The 17,809-nt window shown below is 62.5% G+C and carries 19 protein-coding genes; 15 read left to right on the top strand and 4 right to left on the bottom strand.

Annotation, left to right across the window (positions count from 1 at the left end; translation table 11 throughout):
- Positions 1-39: 39 nt before the first annotated feature.
- Entirely contained in the window at positions 40-471 is a 432-nt protein-coding gene (ftsB, locus tag PQR40_RS30715; RefSeq protein WP_408390159.1) for a cell division protein FtsB, read from the top strand.
- A 178-nt stretch (positions 472-649) separates the two neighbouring features.
- On the opposite strand, the gene PQR40_RS30720 is transcribed toward ftsB, so the two are convergent.
- The 3 genes from PQR40_RS30720 to PQR40_RS30730 all read right to left on the bottom strand — a co-directional run bounded on the left by PQR40_RS30720 (position 650) and on the right by PQR40_RS30730 (position 2,736).
- Positions 650-1,030 (bottom strand): hypothetical protein, encoded by a 381-nt coding sequence (locus PQR40_RS30720; protein WP_408227217.1) that lies wholly within the window; start codon positions 1,028-1,030, stop codon positions 650-652.
- A 167-nt stretch (positions 1,031-1,197) separates the two neighbouring features.
- A complete protein-coding gene (hslO, locus tag PQR40_RS30725) occupies positions 1,198-2,148 on the bottom strand; it encodes an Hsp33 family molecular chaperone HslO (protein WP_408227214.1) in 951 nt (316 codons plus the stop codon).
- Between the two features lie 63 nt (positions 2,149-2,211).
- Positions 2,212-2,736: a gamma carbonic anhydrase family protein gene (locus PQR40_RS30730; protein WP_408210041.1), complete on the bottom strand. Its 525-nt coding sequence runs from the start codon at positions 2,734-2,736 to the stop codon at positions 2,212-2,214.
- A 290-nt stretch (positions 2,737-3,026) separates the two neighbouring features.
- Here PQR40_RS30730 and PQR40_RS30735 point away from each other — a divergent pair, with 290 nt between their 5' ends.
- From PQR40_RS30735 to PQR40_RS30780, 10 genes are all read left to right on the top strand, one after another.
- Positions 3,027-3,947 carry a ferritin-like domain-containing protein gene (locus PQR40_RS30735; protein WP_408227211.1) on the top strand — a complete coding sequence of 307 codons (921 nt, stop codon included), beginning with the start codon at positions 3,027-3,029 and terminating at the stop codon, positions 3,945-3,947.
- Positions 3,948-4,032: 85 nt separating this feature from the next.
- A complete protein-coding gene (locus PQR40_RS30740) occupies positions 4,033-4,917 on the top strand; it encodes an alpha/beta fold hydrolase (protein WP_408227208.1) in 885 nt (294 codons plus the stop codon).
- A gap of 103 nt (positions 4,918-5,020) precedes the next feature.
- Entirely contained in the window at positions 5,021-5,851 is an 831-nt protein-coding gene (locus PQR40_RS30745) for a 3',5'-nucleoside bisphosphate phosphatase (RefSeq protein ID WP_408227205.1), read from the top strand.
- A 134-nt stretch (positions 5,852-5,985) separates the two neighbouring features.
- On the top strand, positions 5,986-6,621 hold the full coding sequence (locus PQR40_RS30750) for an L-threonylcarbamoyladenylate synthase (RefSeq protein ID WP_054038207.1): 636 nt from the start codon (positions 5,986-5,988) through the stop codon (positions 6,619-6,621).
- 47 nt (positions 6,622-6,668) lie between these two features.
- Complete coding sequence (locus PQR40_RS30755; protein ID WP_408227201.1) at positions 6,669-7,331, top strand: site-2 protease family protein; 663 nt, start codon at positions 6,669-6,671, stop codon at positions 7,329-7,331.
- A gap of 6 nt (positions 7,332-7,337) precedes the next feature.
- Positions 7,338-8,540, top strand: coding sequence for a tryptophan--tRNA ligase (locus tag PQR40_RS30760; protein WP_408227198.1), 1,203 nt, complete (start codon positions 7,338-7,340; stop codon positions 8,538-8,540).
- Between the two features lie 16 nt (positions 8,541-8,556).
- Positions 8,557-9,171 (top strand): class I SAM-dependent methyltransferase, encoded by a 615-nt coding sequence (locus PQR40_RS30765; protein ID WP_408227195.1) that lies wholly within the window; start codon positions 8,557-8,559, stop codon positions 9,169-9,171.
- Positions 9,172-9,214: 43 nt separating this feature from the next.
- A complete protein-coding gene (dapA, locus tag PQR40_RS30770; protein WP_408333354.1) occupies positions 9,215-10,129 on the top strand; it encodes a 4-hydroxy-tetrahydrodipicolinate synthase in 915 nt (304 codons plus the stop codon).
- 129 nt (positions 10,130-10,258) lie between these two features.
- Positions 10,259-11,398, top strand: a complete 1,140-nt coding sequence (locus PQR40_RS30775) for an outer membrane protein assembly factor BamC (protein WP_408227189.1) — start codon at positions 10,259-10,261, stop codon at positions 11,396-11,398.
- Between the two features lie 7 nt (positions 11,399-11,405).
- Positions 11,406-12,179, top strand: a complete 774-nt coding sequence (locus tag PQR40_RS30780; protein WP_408510547.1) for an MBL fold metallo-hydrolase — start codon at positions 11,406-11,408, stop codon at positions 12,177-12,179.
- Between the two features lie 149 nt (positions 12,180-12,328).
- Here PQR40_RS30780 and PQR40_RS30785 read toward each other — a convergent pair whose 3' ends face one another.
- Positions 12,329-13,027 carry a Bax inhibitor-1/YccA family protein gene (locus PQR40_RS30785; protein ID WP_169483940.1) on the bottom strand — a complete coding sequence of 233 codons (699 nt, stop codon included), beginning with the start codon at positions 13,025-13,027 and terminating at the stop codon, positions 12,329-12,331.
- A gap of 287 nt (positions 13,028-13,314) precedes the next feature.
- On the opposite strand from PQR40_RS30785, the gene ndk reads away from it, so the two are divergent.
- From ndk to ispG, 4 genes are all read left to right on the top strand, one after another.
- A complete protein-coding gene (gene ndk / locus PQR40_RS30790) occupies positions 13,315-13,740 on the top strand; it encodes a nucleoside-diphosphate kinase (protein WP_012433533.1) in 426 nt (141 codons plus the stop codon).
- Between the two features lie 177 nt (positions 13,741-13,917).
- The gene (gene rlmN / locus PQR40_RS30795) at positions 13,918-15,069 is read left to right on the top strand and encodes a dual-specificity RNA methyltransferase RlmN (RefSeq protein WP_121112351.1); all 1,152 of its coding nucleotides are present in this window, start codon (positions 13,918-13,920) and stop codon (positions 15,067-15,069) included.
- 212 nt (positions 15,070-15,281) lie between these two features.
- Positions 15,282-16,403 carry a helix-turn-helix domain-containing protein gene (locus tag PQR40_RS30800; RefSeq protein ID WP_408390178.1) on the top strand — a complete coding sequence of 374 codons (1,122 nt, stop codon included), beginning with the start codon at positions 15,282-15,284 and terminating at the stop codon, positions 16,401-16,403.
- Positions 16,404-16,488: 85 nt separating this feature from the next.
- Entirely contained in the window at positions 16,489-17,805 is a 1,317-nt protein-coding gene (gene ispG, locus PQR40_RS30805) for a flavodoxin-dependent (E)-4-hydroxy-3-methylbut-2-enyl-diphosphate synthase (RefSeq protein ID WP_408333348.1), read from the top strand.
- Positions 17,806-17,809: the final 4 nt, after the last annotated feature.

The raw sequence follows: 17,809 nt of genomic DNA on the forward strand, positions 1-17,809 counted from the left end.
GTATAGCGCAGGGCTGCGTGTATTTATTGTGCTTACTTCATGCGGCTTGTCACTGCTGTCCTGATCGTTCTACTGGCGCTGATCCAGTACCCGCTCTGGTGGGGACACGGCGGCTGGTTGCGCGTGCACGAGTTGCAGCAGCAACTGGCGCAGCAACTGCAGAAGAACACCGATTCGAAGCTGCGCAATGAGCGTATCCAGGGCGAAGTTCAGGATTTGCAGAACGGTACGGCCGCAGTGGAAGAGCGGGCGCGTTACGAAATGGGCATGGTGAAGGACAGCGAAGTGTTCGTGCAGTTCGTTGCGCCGAACGCGCCGTTGCCGGCTGCAAACACGCCTTCGGTTACCACATCTACGCGCGGTGTGGTGTCGGCGGCGCCGCTGCATATGGTGCCGAATCCGGAGTCGCGCGCGAAGCCGGAGCGCAAGCATGGCGGTAAGGTGGCGAGTGACAAGAAAGCCGCGCACTGAGTTTATTCAGGTTGGTTGAACTCGCAGACGAACGCAAAAACGAATGTAAAAGCTCGCAGGAACATGAAAAAAGCCGCTGATCCACAAGGTCAGCGGCTTTTTTGTTTACCTGTGATGCCAGTCTCTCCGTCTGGTCGCCGTATCGGCATACCTATTGTTCAGGAGTGCCCGCTTCGGCTTACCAGCCCCAATACGGCGAATAGCCTAAGCCGACACCCGTGCCCCAGCCGTGCCCCCAACCGCCACCGTAGTAACTTCCGTACACGCTGACGGGCGGCGAGTAATAACGTGAGTACGCTTGAGCAGCGTTTTCGGCGGCAATGGCCTGATTCTGATCGGACAGCACCTGACGGTCGATCGCATCGTAGCGCTCGCGCTCTTCGGGTGTGAGCGGCCGGGCGGTACTGGCCATGCCCGACTGGTCAGCCGGCAGCCGGCTATAAATCGGCGATGGGCCTGGCGGGTCCATCACGCAACCCGCCAGCGCAGCGCTGCCGCCGACGACCGTCAGCACGGCGACCGTACGCATGCAATGCTTCAACGAAGTAGGGATGTTCATTTTTATCTCCATCGGTCGGATGCCTAAGCAAAACATGCGCAGCGCGCACCCCCCGACGATCCAGCGCAATGATCGACGATAACGCGTCACCCGAGCCCGAAAAGGCAGCGGGCGGCGCGTTATCTTATTGCCGTAATGCCGGCGTAATGAACCGCCGCCTGGCTGCTTCAGTGCCGCTGGTCGGCTGCTGGGGTCACGCCTTGTGAGAGCGCATTAGCGACAAAAAGTTGCGCTACGTCGACCGGATCGAATTCGTACCGTTGATTACAGAATTCGCAATGAATCTCAACGTGGCCGCGCTCTTCGATCACGCTGTCCACTTCCTCACGGCCCAGCATTTTCAACATGGCGCCGACTTTTTCGCGCGAACAACTGCATTCGAAACGCGTCGTGGCCGGCTCGAAATGCTGCACATTCTCCTGCCAGAAGAGACGGCGGAAAATCGTTTCCGGTTCTTCCTTCAACAGTTCGTCTTGCGACATCGTGCCGCCGAGCGTGCAGACGCGCTCCCAGGTGTCCGCGTCCAGGTCGCCCGGATGCGGGACGATACCGCCGTCACCCGGCAGTTTTTGCAGCAGCATGCCGACTGCGCGCTCGGTGTTTGCTGCAAGCCACAGGCGCGTGTCGAGCTGCTCCGAGTGATGCATGTAGTGCTCGAGCACTTCGGACATCGACTTGAGCGGGCCGTCCACACCCGAGAGCGGGACGATACTTTGATACGGCTGCTGGCCGGGCTGCTTGTCACGCGGGTCGAGCGTGATCACGCAGCGGCCATGACCGCTTGCGTTGACCAGTTCGATCATGGAGGTGGTGTCGTCGATCGTATTGGCCGCTTCGCCGGAGAGCTTGGCGGTGGCGCGCATCGACAGGTCGGAGCTGCACTGCACCACCAGCATCTTGGCCGGTCCGTCACCAAAAATCTGCATGACGAGCGTGCCGTCGAACTTGAGGTTCGCCGAAAGCAGCGCGCACGCGGCCATCATCTCGCCCAGAATCGTCCGTACGGGCGCCGGATAGTCCCGGCGCGTCAGCACTTCCTGCCACGTATTGCGCAGCGAAACGATCTCGCCGCGCACGGGCGCCGCGCTGAACATGAATTTTTGCAACTGGTCGCTCACAACTTTTCCTCGGTCGAATGACGCAGCCTGATGCTGCGCCTTGCGCGCCGCGCGCCCGGCTGATTAGCCGATGCGCACGAGCTGCGCCTTGAAATATTCGCGGCGCTCGGCATAACTTGCCGTGCCGCGCTGCATATTGGCGATATCCGTCTCGGTCAGTTCGCGCACCACTTTGGCGGGCGCACCGAGAATCAGCGAATTGTCGGGAAACACTTTGCCTTCCGTGACGATGGCGCCCGCTCCGACCAGACAGTTGCGGCCGATTACCGCACCATTCAAGACCACCGCCTGAATTCCAATCAGCGATCCTTCCTTGATCGTGCAGCCGTGCAGCATGACCTGGTGGCCGATCGTTACATTCGGCTCGATCTTCAGCGGGAAGCCGGGGTCAGTGTGCAGCACCGCGTTTTCCTGGACGTTGCTGCCGGCGCCGAGGGTGATCGGCTCGTTATCGCCGCGAAGCGTCGCGCCGAACCAGACGCTCGAATTTTCCTCGAGCGTCACATTGCCGATAATGTTCGCGGAATCCGCGACGAACACGCTTTCATGGATGGTCGGGGCTGCTTCGCCAAGCTTATAAATTGTCACGGAGTCTCCTCTTGATCGGTCGCTGCGCGCTACGCGGGGTGGCCGGGGCTTCGAAACGGGCTGCAAAGCGGAGCGGCGAAACACCGGAAAACGCCCGAAACGCCTTGATGAGCCGGGTTGTCCCGCCGGCCCTGCGCAACAGGCGCGCTAGATTGTCGAATCGAGTATTGTAAACGGTTGTGTGCTTAGGTCGGTTGGTGTCGGCGCACGCTGTCCGGTGCTCATCGGCCTCAGCGCCCGCCGCGCCCCCCGTCTTGCCTGCTGCCGTGCCCTTTGCGAACCTGGTTGCCATGAATTCCGCTGCTCCGTCCGTTTCTCCCGCTCTGCCCGCTCTGCCGATATCGAATCCTGAGCATTGTTCGAATCGCGCGAATTGTGCGCGCACCGCGGCGCTGGCCGCATTACGCGAATTCGACCCGGCAACCAAGGCAGCCGCGGCCCGCGCGTTATACGCCGCGGCACTCGACGGCAGCCTCGCGTGCCCAGCAGACCTCGAACTCGCCGAGCCGGCCGACCTGCCGGGCCGTCCCGCGCGCCCCGAACTGGTCGATCCGCGCAAACTGAAACGCCGCAGCATGCAATCGCCCGAGGGGCGGGCTGTCTTGCTGCATGCGCTGGCACACATCGAATTCAACGCCATCAATCTCGCGCTCGACGCCGTCTGGCGTTTTGCCGGCATGCCCGCCGCGTTCTACACCGATTGGCTCAAAGTCGCCGCCGAAGAGGCGCATCACTTCTCGCTGCTGGCCGCGCGGCTTGCGGAATTCGGCCATGCGTACGGTGATTTTCCCGCACACGATGGCCTTTGGGACATGTGCGAGCGCACGCGCGCCGACGTGCTGGCGCGCATGGCGTTGGTGCCACGCACCCTCGAAGCGCGTGGCCTCGACGCCTCGCCGCCGATCCGGGCGCGCTTGCAGCAGGCGGGAGACCAGGCATCCGCAGCGATTCTCGACGTGATCCTGCGCGATGAAATCGGCCATGTGCTGATCGGCAACCGGTGGTTCCGTCATCTCTGCGACGCGGGCGGCCTCGATCCGCACGGCACCTACGCGCGCCTCGCCGACCAGTATCACGCACCGAAATTACGCGGTCCGTTCAATTTCGAGGCGCGCCGTGACGCAGGTTTCGACGAAACCGAGCTGGCCGCGCTCGTCGCCCTGGCCGGCCTCAACGCTGAGCCTCCGGCCCCTCCGGCCACGAGCGACTGAAGCCTTCTTCCATAGCCGGACCCCACGCATCGTCCGACTATCTCGTTATAATCGAACGACCATTCTTTTTTCGGGCGAGCCGTTCATGAATACCTCCAAGTCTGAATTCGTCGCCGTGCACGGCATCCGTCTGCATGTGCGGCGCTGGGGCAATCCGGATGCGCCGATGCTGTTCATGCTGCATGGCTGGATGGACGTGGCGGCATCGTTCCAGTTCGTCGTCGATGCATTGGGCGGCGACTGGCAGGTGATCGCGCCCGATATGCGCGGCTTCGGCCTGTCGGACTGGCCGGTCGCCGAGCGCGGCGGCGGCAACTACTGGATTCATGACTATCTCGGCGATCTGGACGCGCTGCTCGATCACTATGCACCGACCGGCGAAGTCAATCTGGTCGGCCACAGCATGGGCGCGAACATAGCCTGCCTGTATGCGGGCGTGCGGCCGGCGCGGGTGCGCTGCGTGGTCGATCTGGAAGGTTTTGGGCTCGCGCCGTCGCACTCGGCGCAAGCGCCTAAGCGGCTCTCCAACTGGCTCGACGAGTTGCGCGATCCGCCCCAATTGAAACGCTACGCGTCGCTGGATGATGTTGCCGCTCGCCTGATCAAGACCAACCCGCGCCTCGATCCTCAGCGCGCGCAGTTCCTCGCGGAACATTGGTCGAAGCCGGACGGAGAAGGGCGCTTCATGCTGCTCGCCGATCCGGCGCACAAACTGCGCGGGCCGACGCTGTACCGCCTCGACGAAGTGATGGCCGTGTGGCGCAAGGCAAGCGCCAAAGTGCTGCACGTCGAAGCCGCCAACTCGCCCACACTCGCACAGATCGCCGGCGAGATTCCGCTCGACGAATTCAAGGCGCGTTTCCAGGCATTTCCGAACTGGCGCGAGAAGGTCATCGATGAAGCGGGACACATGGTGCATCACGACCAACCGGAGCAGGTGGCCGCGCTGATCGAGGGCTTTTGCGCCTGAACCTTGCAAAAAGGTTTCGATGCGAGGCCCGCTATCGCGAGATAGCTCTGCGGCCATTTACTGCGTTGCAGTAAAATGAGTGCAGAACCTTCTCAAGACAAAGATGAACGCCGACCTCCACTGCCATTCCACCGTTTCCGACGGCCAGTTCGCGCCGGCCGATGTCGCGCGCCGCGCGCACGCGGGAGGGGTGACGCTGTGGGCGTTGACCGACCACGACGAACTGGGCGGCCAGCACGAAGCGCGCAGCACCGCTGAGGCGCTTGGCATGGGCTACGTGAGCGGCGTGGAGATCTCGGTGACGTGGGCTTCGCGTACTGTGCACATCGTCGGGCTGGGCGTCGATCCGACCAGCACAACGCTGATCGACGGCCTCGCGCGCACTCGCAACGGCCGCGCGGCGCGCGCCGAAGCAATCGGCGAACAGTTGGCCACGCTCGGCATTCCCGACGCCTATCAAGGCGCGCTCAAATACGTCTCGAACCCCGACATGATTTCGCGCACGCACTTCGCGCGCTTCATGGTCGAAAGCGGCTACGCCAGTTCGACGCAGGACGTGTTCAATCGCTATCTCGGCGACGGCAAGCCCGGCTACGTGTCGCATCGCTGGGCGAAACTGGCGGACGCGGTTGGCTGGATCCAGGCGGCGGGCGGCGAGGCGATCATCGCGCACCCGGGTCGCTATGCGTACTCGCCGGTTGAATTCGACGCGTTTTTCGCTGAATTCATCGACCTCGGCGGCAAGGCGATCGAAGTGGTGACGGGTAGTCACACGCCGGATCAGTACCGCGAATATGCTGACGTCGCGCGCCGCTTCGGCTTCGAGGCCTCGCGCGGTTCTGACTTCCATGCACCCGGCGAAGGCCGCATCGACCTCGGCACGCTGCCGCCACTGCCTTCCGACCTCAAGCCCGTTTGGGAACGCTGGCTGTGATCGCGCCGTGCCACGGCGGCACGATCTGCGCGACAGCCCTCGAACGAGGGCTTGTTTTCGCCCGATCTGCTGTCCGACTTGCCACTTTTCGCCCAACTTCCATCCGCAGCTACCTGTAGCCACCGTTAGTCAAAATGTCCCAATACTTTCGGCTTCATCCGGATAACCCGCAGCCGCGCCTCGTCAAACAGGCCGTGCAGATCATCAATGACGGCGGGGTCGTCGCCTTGCCGACGGATTCGAGCTATGCGCTTGCCTGTCATCTCGACGACAAGGACGCGGTCGAGCGCTTGCGGCGCATTCGCGGGCTCGACGAGAAGGCACTGCTGTCGCTGCTGGTGCGCGATCTATCGGAGTTGTCGAACTTCGCGATGGTCGACAACCGGCAATACCGCCTGATCAAATCGGTCACGCCGGGTCCTTACGTTTTTGTGTTGCAGGCCACCAAAGAGGTGCCGCGCCGCCTGTCGCATCCGTCGCGCAAAACCATCGGCCTGCGGGTACCGGAGCACGCGATCACGCTAGCCATTCTCGAAGAACTCGGCCAGCCGCTGCTCGGCTCCACGCTGATCATGCCGGGCGAAACCCAGCCGCTGAACGATCCGGAAGAAATCCGCGAGCGGCTCGAAAAACAATTGGACCTGGTGATCGACGGCGGCCCGTGCGTATGCGAACCATCCACCGTGATCGATTTGACCGGTGCTGAGCCGGTGCTGGTGCGGGCAGGGCGCGGTTCTCTCGCGCCATTCGGTCTCGAAGAGACAGCATGAGCGAAAGCGGACAGACGCACGCAATCGCGTTGTTACAATAGCGAGTTATGGATTCTTCCCTGATACAAACCATTGCGGTTTACGCGTTGCCAGTGATTTTCGCCATCACGCTGCATGAAGCCGCGCATGGCTACGTCGCGCGCTGGCTCGGCGACAACACCGCATATGTGCTCGGCCGCGTCTCCATCAATCCGATGCGGCATATCGATCCGCTCGGCACGATCGCGATTCCCTTGCTGCTGTACTTCGCCACGAGCGGCGCGTTCATGTTCGGTTACGCGAAGCCTGTGCCGGTCGCCTTTGGCAACCTGCGCAATCCGCGCTGGGGCAGCCTGTGGGTCGCGGCTGCCGGGCCGGCCTGCAATTTTGTGCAGGCGCTGGTGTGGGGCCTGGTTGGTGTCGCGCTCGCGGTGGGGGGCGTCGAAGAGCCCTTCTTCACGCGCATGGCGGCCGCCGGCGTCGGCGTGAACCTGGTGCTCGGCGTGCTCAACCTGTTTCCGCTGCCCCCGCTCGACGGCGGCCGCGTGCTGATGGCGCTGTTGCCGCCGCGGCAATCGATCGCGCTGTCGCGGCTCGAACCGTACGGCTTTTTCATCGTGATGGCGCTGGTCATGACGGGCACGCTTACGCGTTATTGGCTCAGCCCGCTCGTGACGCTCGGCTACGGTGCGATTACCGCAATTCTGACTCCACTTGTTTCGCTTTTCTAAATAACCATGTTCCCAGACCGTATCTTCTCCGGCATGCGGCCCACCGGGTCGCTGCACCTCGGCCACTATCACGGCGTGCTGAAAAACTGGGTACGGCTGCAGTCCGAATACCCGTGTTTCTTCTGCGTAGTCGACTGGCACGCACTGACGACGCACTACGAAACGCCCGAAGTGATCGAAAAGAACGTGTGGGACGTGCTGATCGACTGGCTCGCCTCGGGCATCGATCCGGCGCAGGCTACGCTCTTCATCCAGAGCAAGGTGCCCGAACATGCGGAACTGGCGCTGCTGCTCGGCATGAGCACGCCGCTCGGCTGGCTCGAACGCGTGCCGACCTACAAGGAACAGCAGGAGAAGCTGAAGGACAAGGACTTGTCCACCTACGGCTTCCTCGGCTATCCGGTGCTGATGGCGGCGGACATTCTGCTGTATCGCGGTTCGCTCGTGCCGGTCGGCGAAGACCAGGTGCCGCACGTCGAAATGACGCGAGAAATCGCGCGCCGCTTCAACTACCTGTACGGTCGCGAACCGGGCTTCGAAGAGAAGGCCAACGAAGCCGCGAAGAAGCTGGGCGGCAAGCGCGCCAAGCTTTATCACGAGCTGCGCAACGCCTATCAGCAGGAAGGCGACGACGAAGCACTCGAACAGGCGCGTGCGATGTTGCAGGAATCGCAGAGCCTCTCGATGAGCGACCGCGAGCGTCTGTTCGGCTACCTGGAAGGTTCGCGCAAGATCATTCTGGTCGAGCCGCAGGCCATGCTGACCGAAGCGTCGCGGATGCCGGGTCTCGACGGTCAGAAGATGTCGAAGTCGTACGGCAACACGATCGGCCTGCGCGAAGACGCGGAAACGATCACGAAGAAGGTTCGCACCATGCCGACCGATCCGGCACGCGTGCGCCGCACCGATCCGGGCGATCCGGACAAGTGTCCGGTGTGGCAGTTGCACCAGGTCTACACAGACGAAGCCACGCACGAATGGGCGCAGAAGGGCTGCCGAACTGCGGGAATCGGTTGTCTCGAATGTAAGCAGCCGGTGATCGAAGGCATTCTGCGCGAGCAGCAGCCGATGCTGGAGCGCGCGCAAAAATACATGGACGATCCGTCGCTGCTGCGCGCAATCGTCGCCGACGGCTGCGACAAGGCCCGCAGGTTCGCCACGGAAACGATGCGTGACGTGCGCGAGGCGATGGGCCTGTCGTACAACTGATCGCCGCGCCGAAGCGATGAGCACTCCCGTTGCTGCCATGCCGAACGGTTCCTCGCACGGAAACGGCGAACCGTCGTGCTGGGTGCGCCACTGGGCGCATCTGGTCGAGGCGGGCGGCGCAGTGCTTGATGTGGCGTCGGGGGCAGGCCGGCATGCGCGGTTCTTCGCGTCGCTGGGCCATTCAGTGACCGCGCTCGACCGCGATGCGGCTGCGCTGAATGCCATGCGTGACGAGCGACTCGTCACCACGCTCCAGGCCGATATCGAAGGCGCAGCATGGCCGGTGCCCGCCGACGTGAAATTCGCCGGGATCGTGGTCACGAACTACCTGCACCGGCCGCTATTTCCGCAGTTGTTACGCTCACTCGCGCCTGGCGGCGTACTGGTTTACGAGACCTTCGCGCAAGGCAACGAAAGGGTCGGCAAACCGTCTAACCCGGCGTTTTTGCTTGCACCCGGCGAGCTGCTCGAGGTGGTGCGCGGCCACCTCCGCGTGGTCGCATTTCAAGACGGATTTCTCGCGCAGCCGCGCCCGGCTTACGTCCAGCGGATATGCGCAATTAAGGAGGCGGATCGCTCAGCCGAGCCTGCAGATGCGGCACCCCCGCGTTGTTACGAGCTGGCTGGCTAATCCGCTACAATCGCGGTTTACCTGATCAAATTCATGGCGTTTCATGACTAACGGCAATCAAAGCAGCACTGGCGGCGTTCAGATTCGCGGCAGCATCCCTGCCATCATTACTCCGATGCTCGAAGACGGCGGCCTCGATCTGCCGGCGTTTCGCAAACTGATCGACTGGCACATTGCAGAGGGCACGAACGCGCTGGTCGTGGTGGGTACGAGCGGCGAGTCGGCCACGCTGACGGTCGAAGAACACGTGCTGATGGTCAAAACCGCGGTCGAGCACACAGCGGGCCGGATTCCGGTGATCGCGGGCTCGGGCGGCAACTCCACCGCTGAGGCCATCGAGCTCACGCAGCGGGCCAAAGAGGTCGGCGCGGACGCCACGCTGCAGGTCGTGCCGTACTACAACAAGCCGACCCAGGAAGGCATCTATCGTCACTTCACGAAGATCGCTGAAACCGTCGATCTGCCGGTGATCCTGTACAACGTGCCGGGCCGTACGGTCGCGGACATGAGCAACGAAACAATTCTGCGTTGCGCGCAGGTGCCGGGCATCATCGGGGTGAAGGAAGCGACGGGCAACATCGATCGCGCCGCACACCTGATCAAGTCGGCCCCCGCGCATTTTGGCATCTACAGCGGTGACGATCCTACGGCGATCGCGCTGATGCTGCTTGGCGGCCACGGCAATATTTCGGTCACCGCGAACGTCGCGCCGCGCGCAATGAGCGATCTGTGCAAAGCCGCACTTGCCGCGGATGCGAAGACCGCTCGTGAGATTCACCTGAAACTCCTGTCGCTGCATAAGAACATGTTCATCGAATCCAATCCGATTCCGGCGAAATGGGCGTTGCAGCAACTGGGTCGTGTGCAGGGCGGAATCCGCCTGCCGCTCACGCCGCTCGACGCGCAATACCACGAAGTGGTGCGCGGCGCGCTGCGCGAAGCGGGCCTGCTGGGCTAAGCGGGCTCAACCCGGCACGCCCAGCGCTAACGAAAGCCTGTTACCGGCACTCCCTTAACCGACGTCGATCCAGCCCACGTTCCCGGCACTCAGAACCAGGCACCGCGTTCCAGCATCACGAAGGACCTCATGAAACGTTCCGCACTTTCCCTCCACGCAACCCGCATGGCGGCGCTGGCGCTTGCCCTGGTGACGCTCGCCGGCTGTGACTCGCTGAACGACTGGTTTGCTTCCGACCGCGTCAACTACAAGGGCGCGGGCAGCGCGCCGCCGCTCGCCGTTCCGGGCGATCTGACCACCACGCCGACCGATCAGCGCTACGTTGCGCCGCCGGCCAATCTGGCGCTGGGCGGCTCGCCGCAACGCGCGATTACCGCAGCGGGTAACGCCACCGAAGGCCAGCCGAATGCGCAAGACCCGCTGGGTATGCACATTGAGCGTGACGGCGATCGTCGCTGGCTGGTAGTCGACGGCCGCACGCCGGAACAACTGTGGCCGCAGTTGCAGGAGTTCTGGCAGGAAAACGGCTTCGCACTGAAAACCGATGCGCCGGCCACCGGCATCATGACCACCGACTGGGCTGAAAACCGCGCCAATATTCCGGACGACTGGTTCCGCCGCACGGTCGGCAAGGTGATCGACTTCGCGTACTCATCGGGCACCCGTGACAGCTTCCGCACGCTCGTTTCGCGCGGTCCGGCTGGCGCTACAGACATCTCGATCACGCATAGCGCGATGGAAGAAATGCTGACAGGCCAGGACAAGACGTCGTCGCGCTGGGAAGAGCGTCCGCGCGATCCGGCGCTGGAAGCGTTGTTCCTGACCAAGCTGATGCAGAAGTTCGGCCTGACCGACGCGCAATCCAGGCAACTCCTGACCGACGCGCGCCCGGCCAGTGCTCCGGCCACGATCGACCAGAGCGCGGGCGCATCAACGCTCGACTTGCAGGAATCGTTCGACCGCGCCTGGCTGCGCGTGGGTCTCGCGCTTGACCGCACCAACTTCACCGTCGACAACCGCGATCGTTCGAAGGGTATCTACTACGTGCGTTACGCGGACTCGATGCAGGAGTTGAAGAAGGAAGGGCTCTTCGGCAAGCTGTTCTACAGCGGTAATTCGTCGAAGAAGCCGGGTCAGGAATTCCTGGTCAATGTGCGCTCGAAGGGCGACACCGTGACGCAGGTGGCGGTGCTGGACGCGAACGGGCAAGTGGATAACTCGTCCGACGCGCAACGCATCGTGACGCTGTTGCACGCACAACTGAACTAAGCGGGCTGTGCGCTTCGCCAGTCTCGGCAGCGGCAGTGAGGGCAATGCCATGCTGGTGGAAGCGCAAAGCGGCGCGACCACCACCCGCGTTCTGCTTGATTGCGGCTTTTCGGCCAAGGAAGTCGAGCGGCGTTTAACGCGGCTCGGAGCGGGCGTCGAAGGTCTCGACGCTATTCTGATTACGCATGAACACAGCGATCACATTGGCAGCGCGCTGACGCTGGCGCGCAAGTGGTCGATTCCGTTGTATATGAGCTGGGGCACCGCCCGTGCGGTGGGTGCTGACGAGGCCGACGTCGACCTGCAGGTGCTATGGGGCGACGAAGCGGTGGCGATCGGCGACCTCAGCATTCTCCCTTATACCGTTCCGCACGACGCCCGCGAGCCGCTGCAATACGTGCTGTCCAACGGGGCAAGCCGACTTGGCGTGCTGACCGATGTTGGCACCTCCACGCCGCACATCAGCGCGGTGCTGAGCGGCTGCGACGCGCTGGTGCTCGAATGCAATCACGATGTGCGGATGTTGGCGGGAAGCCGGTATCCGCAATCGCTGAAGGCGCGCATCGGTGGCAATCATGGGCATCTGAACAACGAAGCCGCGGCTGAAATCCTGGCCTCGCTCGACCGTTCGCGCTTGCGCCATCTGGTGGCCGCCCATCTGAGCCAGCAGAACAACTCGCCGGAACTGGCGCGGGCTGCCATGGCGGGTGTGCTGGGTGCAGCGCCGACCGAAGTGGTGGTCGCTTCTCAGGATGAAGGCTTCGCCTGGCTGAGCTTGTGAGCCATCCCTGATTACCTGGTATTTCTGCGTGCAGCTGCGACCGGCGGCCGGGCGCAACGGCGATGCAATGAAAAAAGCCCATGACGATTGCTCGCCATGGGCTTTTTCCTTCAAGGCCGGCGTTTCGGGCGCCGCGCCTTGCGTCAGACTTAATTGCGGTTGCCGCCGAAGATGCCGAGCAGCGCGAGCAGGTTGACGAATACGTTGTACAGATCCAGATAGATGGCGAGGGTAGCGGTGATGTAGTTCGTCTCGCCGCCGTTCACGACGCGCTGGACGTCGAACAGCATATAGGCCGAGAAGATCACGATTGCCAGCACCGACACCGTCAGCATTAACGCCGGCAGGTGCAGGAATACGTTCGCGACCGAAGCCAGCAGCAGCACGACCACGCCCATGAACAGCCACTTGCCGAGACCTGAGAAGTCGCGCTTGCTGACCGTGGCGATCGTTGCCATGGACGCGAAGATCACACCAGTGCCACCGAAGGCGAGCATGATCAGCGACGGGCCGTTCGAAAAACCGAGCACGAAGCTCAGGATGCGCGACAGCATCAGGCCCATGAAGAACGTGAAGCCAAGCAGCACGAACACGCCGATGGCGCTGTCTTTAGTTTTCTGGATAGCAAACATGAAGCCGAAGGCGATCGCGAAGAACGCCAGCATGCTCATGCCAGGGCTGGTGGCGGCGAATAGCGAGAAACCGGTTGCCACGCCCACCCACGCGCCGAGCACTGTCGGGATCATTGACAGTGCCAGCAGCCAATAGGTGTTCCGCAGCACGCGGTTGCGTGTTTCGACCGTGCTGACGGCGCCATTGCGGCCAAAGCTATACGGATGATCGTTCATGGTCTCTCCTTACCTCAGAAGCGTGTTGCGTAATGGTGGTGTAGCGGGTTGTGCTGCGCCGGGCGGGATTTTTTGGCGCCAGTCGCAGCGTGTCCATCCCTAAGATTGATGCGGTGGCACAGAGTTTCAATGCCTGGAAAATGTCCACACGCCTACGCTACCAGCATTCAGAAACTCCTGCTTGGAGTCTTTCAATACTGTAAGGGTTCAATCGCAATCATACACGGGAACATGCTACAATAGCGGATTCATTTGAATCTGTAACCTCTTAATTTTTTGGAGTTTTTATGGCGATCGAACGCACCCTGTCGATTATCAAGCCGGACGCAGTGGCCAAGAACGTGATCGGTCAGATCTACAGCCGTTTCGAAAACGCTGGCCTGAAGATCGTGGCTTCGCGCATGGTTCACCTGTCGCGCGCTGACGCGGAGAAGTTCTACGCTGTGCACGCTGCCCGCCCGTTCTTCAAGGACCTGGTCGATTTCATGATCTCGGGCCCGGTAGTCGTGCAGGCGCTGGAAGGCGAAAACGCGATCCTGAAGCACCGCGACCTGATGGGCGCGACGGATCCGAAGAAGGCAGAAAAGGGCACGATTCGCGCTGATTTCGCCGACAGCATTGACGCTAACGCGGTGCACGGTTCGGACGCCGCTGAAACGGCTGCCGTTGAAATTGCGTTCTTCTTCCCGCAAGTGAACGTCTATTCGCGTTAAGCGGATTCGGGCAGGTTTGAGCGGGTTTCGTGCGCAGCCGTTGGATTTGTCGCACGAATCCGCACGAACAGTTCGGCAAAGTAGTAAGGTAAAGCAGCAGGAATGGGCGCGAACGGCATTGCGTTCATGCAGCTTGTTGCATGAATGTAGTCTCGCACTGAAATGGCAGGATTCGATATGACGAGCAGTTCCACCGTCAACCTTCTCGACCTCGACGCCCAAGGGCTTGTCGCCTACTGCGACAGTCTGGGCGAGAAGCCGTTTCGCGCCAAGCAATTGCAGCGCTGGATCCACCAATACAATGCTGCCGACTTCGACGGCATGACCGATCTGGCTAAGTCCTTGCGCGAAAAGCTCAAAGGGCGCGCAACAATCACGATGCCGGGCATCGTCAGTGACAATATTTCGACCGACGGCACACGCAAGTGGCTGATCGACGTCGGCAACAGCAACGCAGTTGAAACCGTCTACATCCCCGAGGAAACGCGCGGCACACTGTGCGTGTCGTCGCAGGCCGGGTGTGCGGTCAACTGCCGGTTCTGTTCGACCGGCAAACAGGGTTTCTCCCGTAATCTCACCACCGGCGAAATCATCGGCCAGCTGCGAATGGCCGAGTTCGCGCTGCGCGCGACGCGCGGCACGGACGGTGGGCGCGCCACGGGCGGGGACGGCAAGGGCGAGCGCGTCGTCACGAACGTCGTGATGATGGGCATGGGCGAGCCGCTGCTCAACTACGACGCGGTCGTGCCCGCCATGCGTCTCATGCTGGACGACAACGCATACGGCCTATCGCGCCGGCGCGTCACGCTGTCCACCTCGGGCGTGGTGCCGATGATGGACCGGCTCGGCGCCGATCTGCCGGTGGCGCTCGCGGTATCGTTGCATGCGCCGAGCGACCCGCTGCGCGACATGCTGGTGCCGCTGAACAAGAAATATCCGCTGCGCGAATTGATGGCCGCCTGCCAGCGCTATCTGAAAGTTGCGCCGCGCGATTTCATTACGTTTGAATATTGCATGCTCGACGGCGTGAACGACAGTGAAGCGCAAGCGCGGGAATTGCTGGCCGTTACGCGCGACGTGCCGTGCAAGTTCAACCTGATTCCGTTCAATCCGTTCCCCGAGTCGGGCCTCATCCGCTCGAAACCGGAGCAGATCAAGCGGTTTGCACAAGTGTTGATGGACGCAGGCGTCGTCACCACGGTGCGTAAAACACGCGGCGATGATATCGACGCTGCCTGCGGTCAGTTGGCGGGTGCGGTGAAAGATCGCACGCGCCTCGCTGAGCGCACCGGGAAGGCGGCGAAAGTTATCGAGGTTCGCGCCGTGTAATCGTGCGGGGGCAGGGCGCGAGCGTTCGGAGGAAGACACCCGCGCGCGAAAACGCTCTGTGCCATCCGCGATTGAAAAGAAAGTTTGCAGAAGCGATCGGAAGCGGCACACAAGGCCGCGCATTTTGTTATAAACGGTCTGCGATTCGGGTGTGAGGCTTAGGTCCATCCGGGTCGCACAAGTGAAAAAGAATCGACGCGAAAGGATTTGGGATGAGTGAGCCGCAGCACCCGCAGCCGCAGGACACAGACGCAAACGAAGGCCATCCGGCGCCGGTCGCGCGGGCGGTGGTGCAGCCTGTTGTGCAGCCGGACCTGACGGGTCTGGACTCGTTGGCAGCGGTTGGCGCGCGCTTGACCCAATTGCGTGAATCGAAGGGCTGGACGATCGAAGATGTCTCGGCGCGCCTGAAGGTATCCGTCGCCAAGTTGCGTGCGCTCGAATCGGGTGACATCAGCCATTTGCCGGACACGACCTTCGCGCTCGGCGTGGTGCGAAGCTATGCGAAAATGCTCGGCGCCGATCCTACGCCGTTCACGCAGGCTTTGCGTCGCGAGAAGGGTGTGCCTGCGCCGGATCTGTCAATGCCGGCTTCGTCCGGCAAGGATTTGCCGCGCGGCCGCGTATCGCTGTCGCTTGGCGGCAGCGGGCAAAAGAGCCGCTCATGGTTATGGGGCATTGCGGCGGTGGTCGTCGCCGTGATCGCGCTCGGCATGTGGCATACCAATGGCGGCGAGTCGTCGGCATGGCTCGCACGGTTGAAGGCGAGCGCCAACGGCGCCGCGGGTGGCGCGACCGGAGCATCGGGCGCGGTGGCGCAAGGTCAGGCGACAGGTTCCGAGGCAGCGGCAGAAGACGCTGCTTCCGCGCCGGAAACGCAGGCCGCGGCGGATAACGCAGCGTCGGCTACGCCGATGCCCGCGCCGCTGGCGACCGGTACGGCGCCTTCTTCCGCGCCGGCTGTCACGGCAGCAGCGGTCGCGCCGAAGGCCGGTCCGCAGGCCCAGGCCGCGATGCAAGGCGCGAGCGCGCCGGTTGTCGCCGCGATAGGCGCGCCGGACACGGCAACGGCGGCGCCGGCTGCAGGTGAGGCGATTGTCGCGTTGCGCGTGACGCAAGATAGCTGGTTCAGCGTGCGTAGCAAGGACGGCAAGGAGGTGTTCTCCGGCCTTGTGCGTGCGGGCGATACGAAGGAAGTGACGGGCGCGGCTCCTTTCAAGGTCACGGTCGGCAACAAGGCGGGTCTCGAGTCGCTTACGCTCGATGGCCAGCCAGTCGATCCGTCGAAATATTCGGCAGCCAAGGGCAATGTTGCGCGCTTCGCATTGCCTTGATAGATACGGTATGCGTCGCGGCCAACCGGGTCGCGGCGCTTTTTCAATTCAGGCGCTACGTCTTTGTGTAGCGCATGCGGCGTAAATGGGTTTTTCGATGCAATCCGAAGCTCAATCCCAATCCAGTAGCAAGATCGTTTCAAATGAGCCGGTGTTCGGCGGCCACGCGGCGCGGCGCAAGTCGCACGCGGTCGACGTTCGCTGGGGCGGCCAGCTTGTCACCATCGGTGGCGATGCGCCGGTGCGCGTGCAGTCGATGACCAACACCGACACCGCGGACGCGATCGGCACGGCGATCCAGATCAAGGAACTTGCGCAAGCCGGTTCGGAACTGGTGCGTATCACGGTCAACACGCCGGAAGCGGCAGCAGCCGTGCCGGCTGTTCGCGAGCAGCTCGACCGCATGGGCGTTTCGGTGCCGCTGGTCGGCGATTTTCATTACAACGGCCATTTGCTGCTGCGCGATTACCCCGCGTGTGCGGAGTCGCTGTCGAAGTACCGGATCAATCCGGGCAATGTCGGCCACGGCGCGAAGCGCGACACGCAGTTCGCACAAATGATCGAAGCGGCGGTGAAGTACGACAAGCCGGTGCGGATCGGCGTCAACTGGGGCAGCCTCGACCAGGATCTGCTCGCGAAAATGATGGACGAAAACGCGGCGCGCTCCACGCCGTGGGAAGCGCAGAGTGTGATGTACGAAGCGCTGATTCAGTCGGCGATCGGCTCGGCTGAGCGTGCGGTCGAAATCGGCCTCCCGCGCAACAAGATCATTCTGTCGTGCAAGGTCAGCGGCGTGCAGGATCTGATCGCTGTCTATGGCGAGCTGGCGCGCCGTTGCGAATTTGCGCTGCATCTCGGCTTGACCGAAGCAGGCATGGGTTCGAAGGGCATCGTGGCGTCGACCGCCGCGTTGTCGGTGCTGCTGCAGCAAGGCATTGGCGACACGATCCGTATCTCGCTGACGCCGGAACCGGGTGGCCCGCGGACGGGCGAAGTGATCGTCGGTCAGGAAATTCTGCAGACCATGGGCCTGCGTTCGTTCACGCCAATGGTGATCGCGTGCCCGGGTTGCGGCCGCACCACCAGCACGTTGTTCCAGGAACTGGCATCGCAAATCCAGACCTATCTGCGCACGCAGATGCCGATGTGGCGCGATCAGTATCCTGGCGTCGAGAAGATGCACGTTGCGGTGATGGGCTGCATTGTCAACGGTCCGGGCGAATCGAAGCAGGCGAATATCGGCATCAGCTTGCCGGGTTCGGGCGAGAATCCGGCTGCGCCAGTGTTCATCGACGGCGAGAAGGTCAAGACGCTGCGCGGCGATAACATTGCGCAAGAATTCCAGCAAATCGTGAGTGATTACGTCGAGCGCCGCTATGGCCGCGCCGAAGCACTCAACTAAAAAC

Source organism: Paraburkholderia sediminicola, from assembly GCF_046026855.1.
GTDB classification, from domain to species: Bacteria; Pseudomonadota; Gammaproteobacteria; order Burkholderiales; family Burkholderiaceae; genus Paraburkholderia; species Paraburkholderia sediminicola_A.

What these genes read in the sequence shown, in the direction of transcription:
- ndk (WP_012433533.1), top strand. Translation starts at nt 13,315, where the DNA reads ATGGCGATCGAACGCACCCTGTCGATTATCAAGCCGGACGCAGTGGCC.
- dapA (WP_408333354.1), top strand. Translation starts at nt 9,215, where the DNA reads ATGACTAACGGCAATCAAAGCAGCACTGGCGGCGTTCAGATTCGCGGC.
- PQR40_RS30745 (WP_408227205.1), top strand. Translation starts at nt 5,021, where the DNA reads ATGAACGCCGACCTCCACTGCCATTCCACCGTTTCCGACGGCCAGTTC.
- PQR40_RS30785 (WP_169483940.1), bottom strand. Translation starts at nt 13,027, where the DNA reads ATGAACGATCATCCGTATAGCTTTGGCCGCAATGGCGCCGTCAGCACG.
- PQR40_RS30735 (WP_408227211.1), top strand. Translation starts at nt 3,027, where the DNA reads ATGAATTCCGCTGCTCCGTCCGTTTCTCCCGCTCTGCCCGCTCTGCCG.
- PQR40_RS30720 (WP_408227217.1), bottom strand. Translation starts at nt 1,030, where the DNA reads ATGAACATCCCTACTTCGTTGAAGCATTGCATGCGTACGGTCGCCGTG.
- PQR40_RS30750 (WP_054038207.1), top strand. Translation starts at nt 5,986, where the DNA reads ATGTCCCAATACTTTCGGCTTCATCCGGATAACCCGCAGCCGCGCCTC.
- PQR40_RS30755 (WP_408227201.1), top strand. Translation starts at nt 6,669, where the DNA reads ATGGATTCTTCCCTGATACAAACCATTGCGGTTTACGCGTTGCCAGTG.
- PQR40_RS30740 (WP_408227208.1), top strand. Translation starts at nt 4,033, where the DNA reads ATGAATACCTCCAAGTCTGAATTCGTCGCCGTGCACGGCATCCGTCTG.
- rlmN (WP_121112351.1), top strand. Translation starts at nt 13,918, where the DNA reads ATGACGAGCAGTTCCACCGTCAACCTTCTCGACCTCGACGCCCAAGGG.
- PQR40_RS30800 (WP_408390178.1), top strand. Translation starts at nt 15,282, where the DNA reads ATGAGTGAGCCGCAGCACCCGCAGCCGCAGGACACAGACGCAAACGAA.
- PQR40_RS30760 (WP_408227198.1), top strand. Translation starts at nt 7,338, where the DNA reads ATGTTCCCAGACCGTATCTTCTCCGGCATGCGGCCCACCGGGTCGCTG.
- ispG (WP_408333348.1), top strand. Translation starts at nt 16,489, where the DNA reads ATGGGTTTTTCGATGCAATCCGAAGCTCAATCCCAATCCAGTAGCAAG.
- PQR40_RS30775 (WP_408227189.1), top strand. Translation starts at nt 10,259, where the DNA reads ATGAAACGTTCCGCACTTTCCCTCCACGCAACCCGCATGGCGGCGCTG.
- ftsB (WP_408390159.1), top strand. Translation starts at nt 40, where the DNA reads ATGCGGCTTGTCACTGCTGTCCTGATCGTTCTACTGGCGCTGATCCAG.
- PQR40_RS30765 (WP_408227195.1), top strand. Translation starts at nt 8,557, where the DNA reads ATGAGCACTCCCGTTGCTGCCATGCCGAACGGTTCCTCGCACGGAAAC.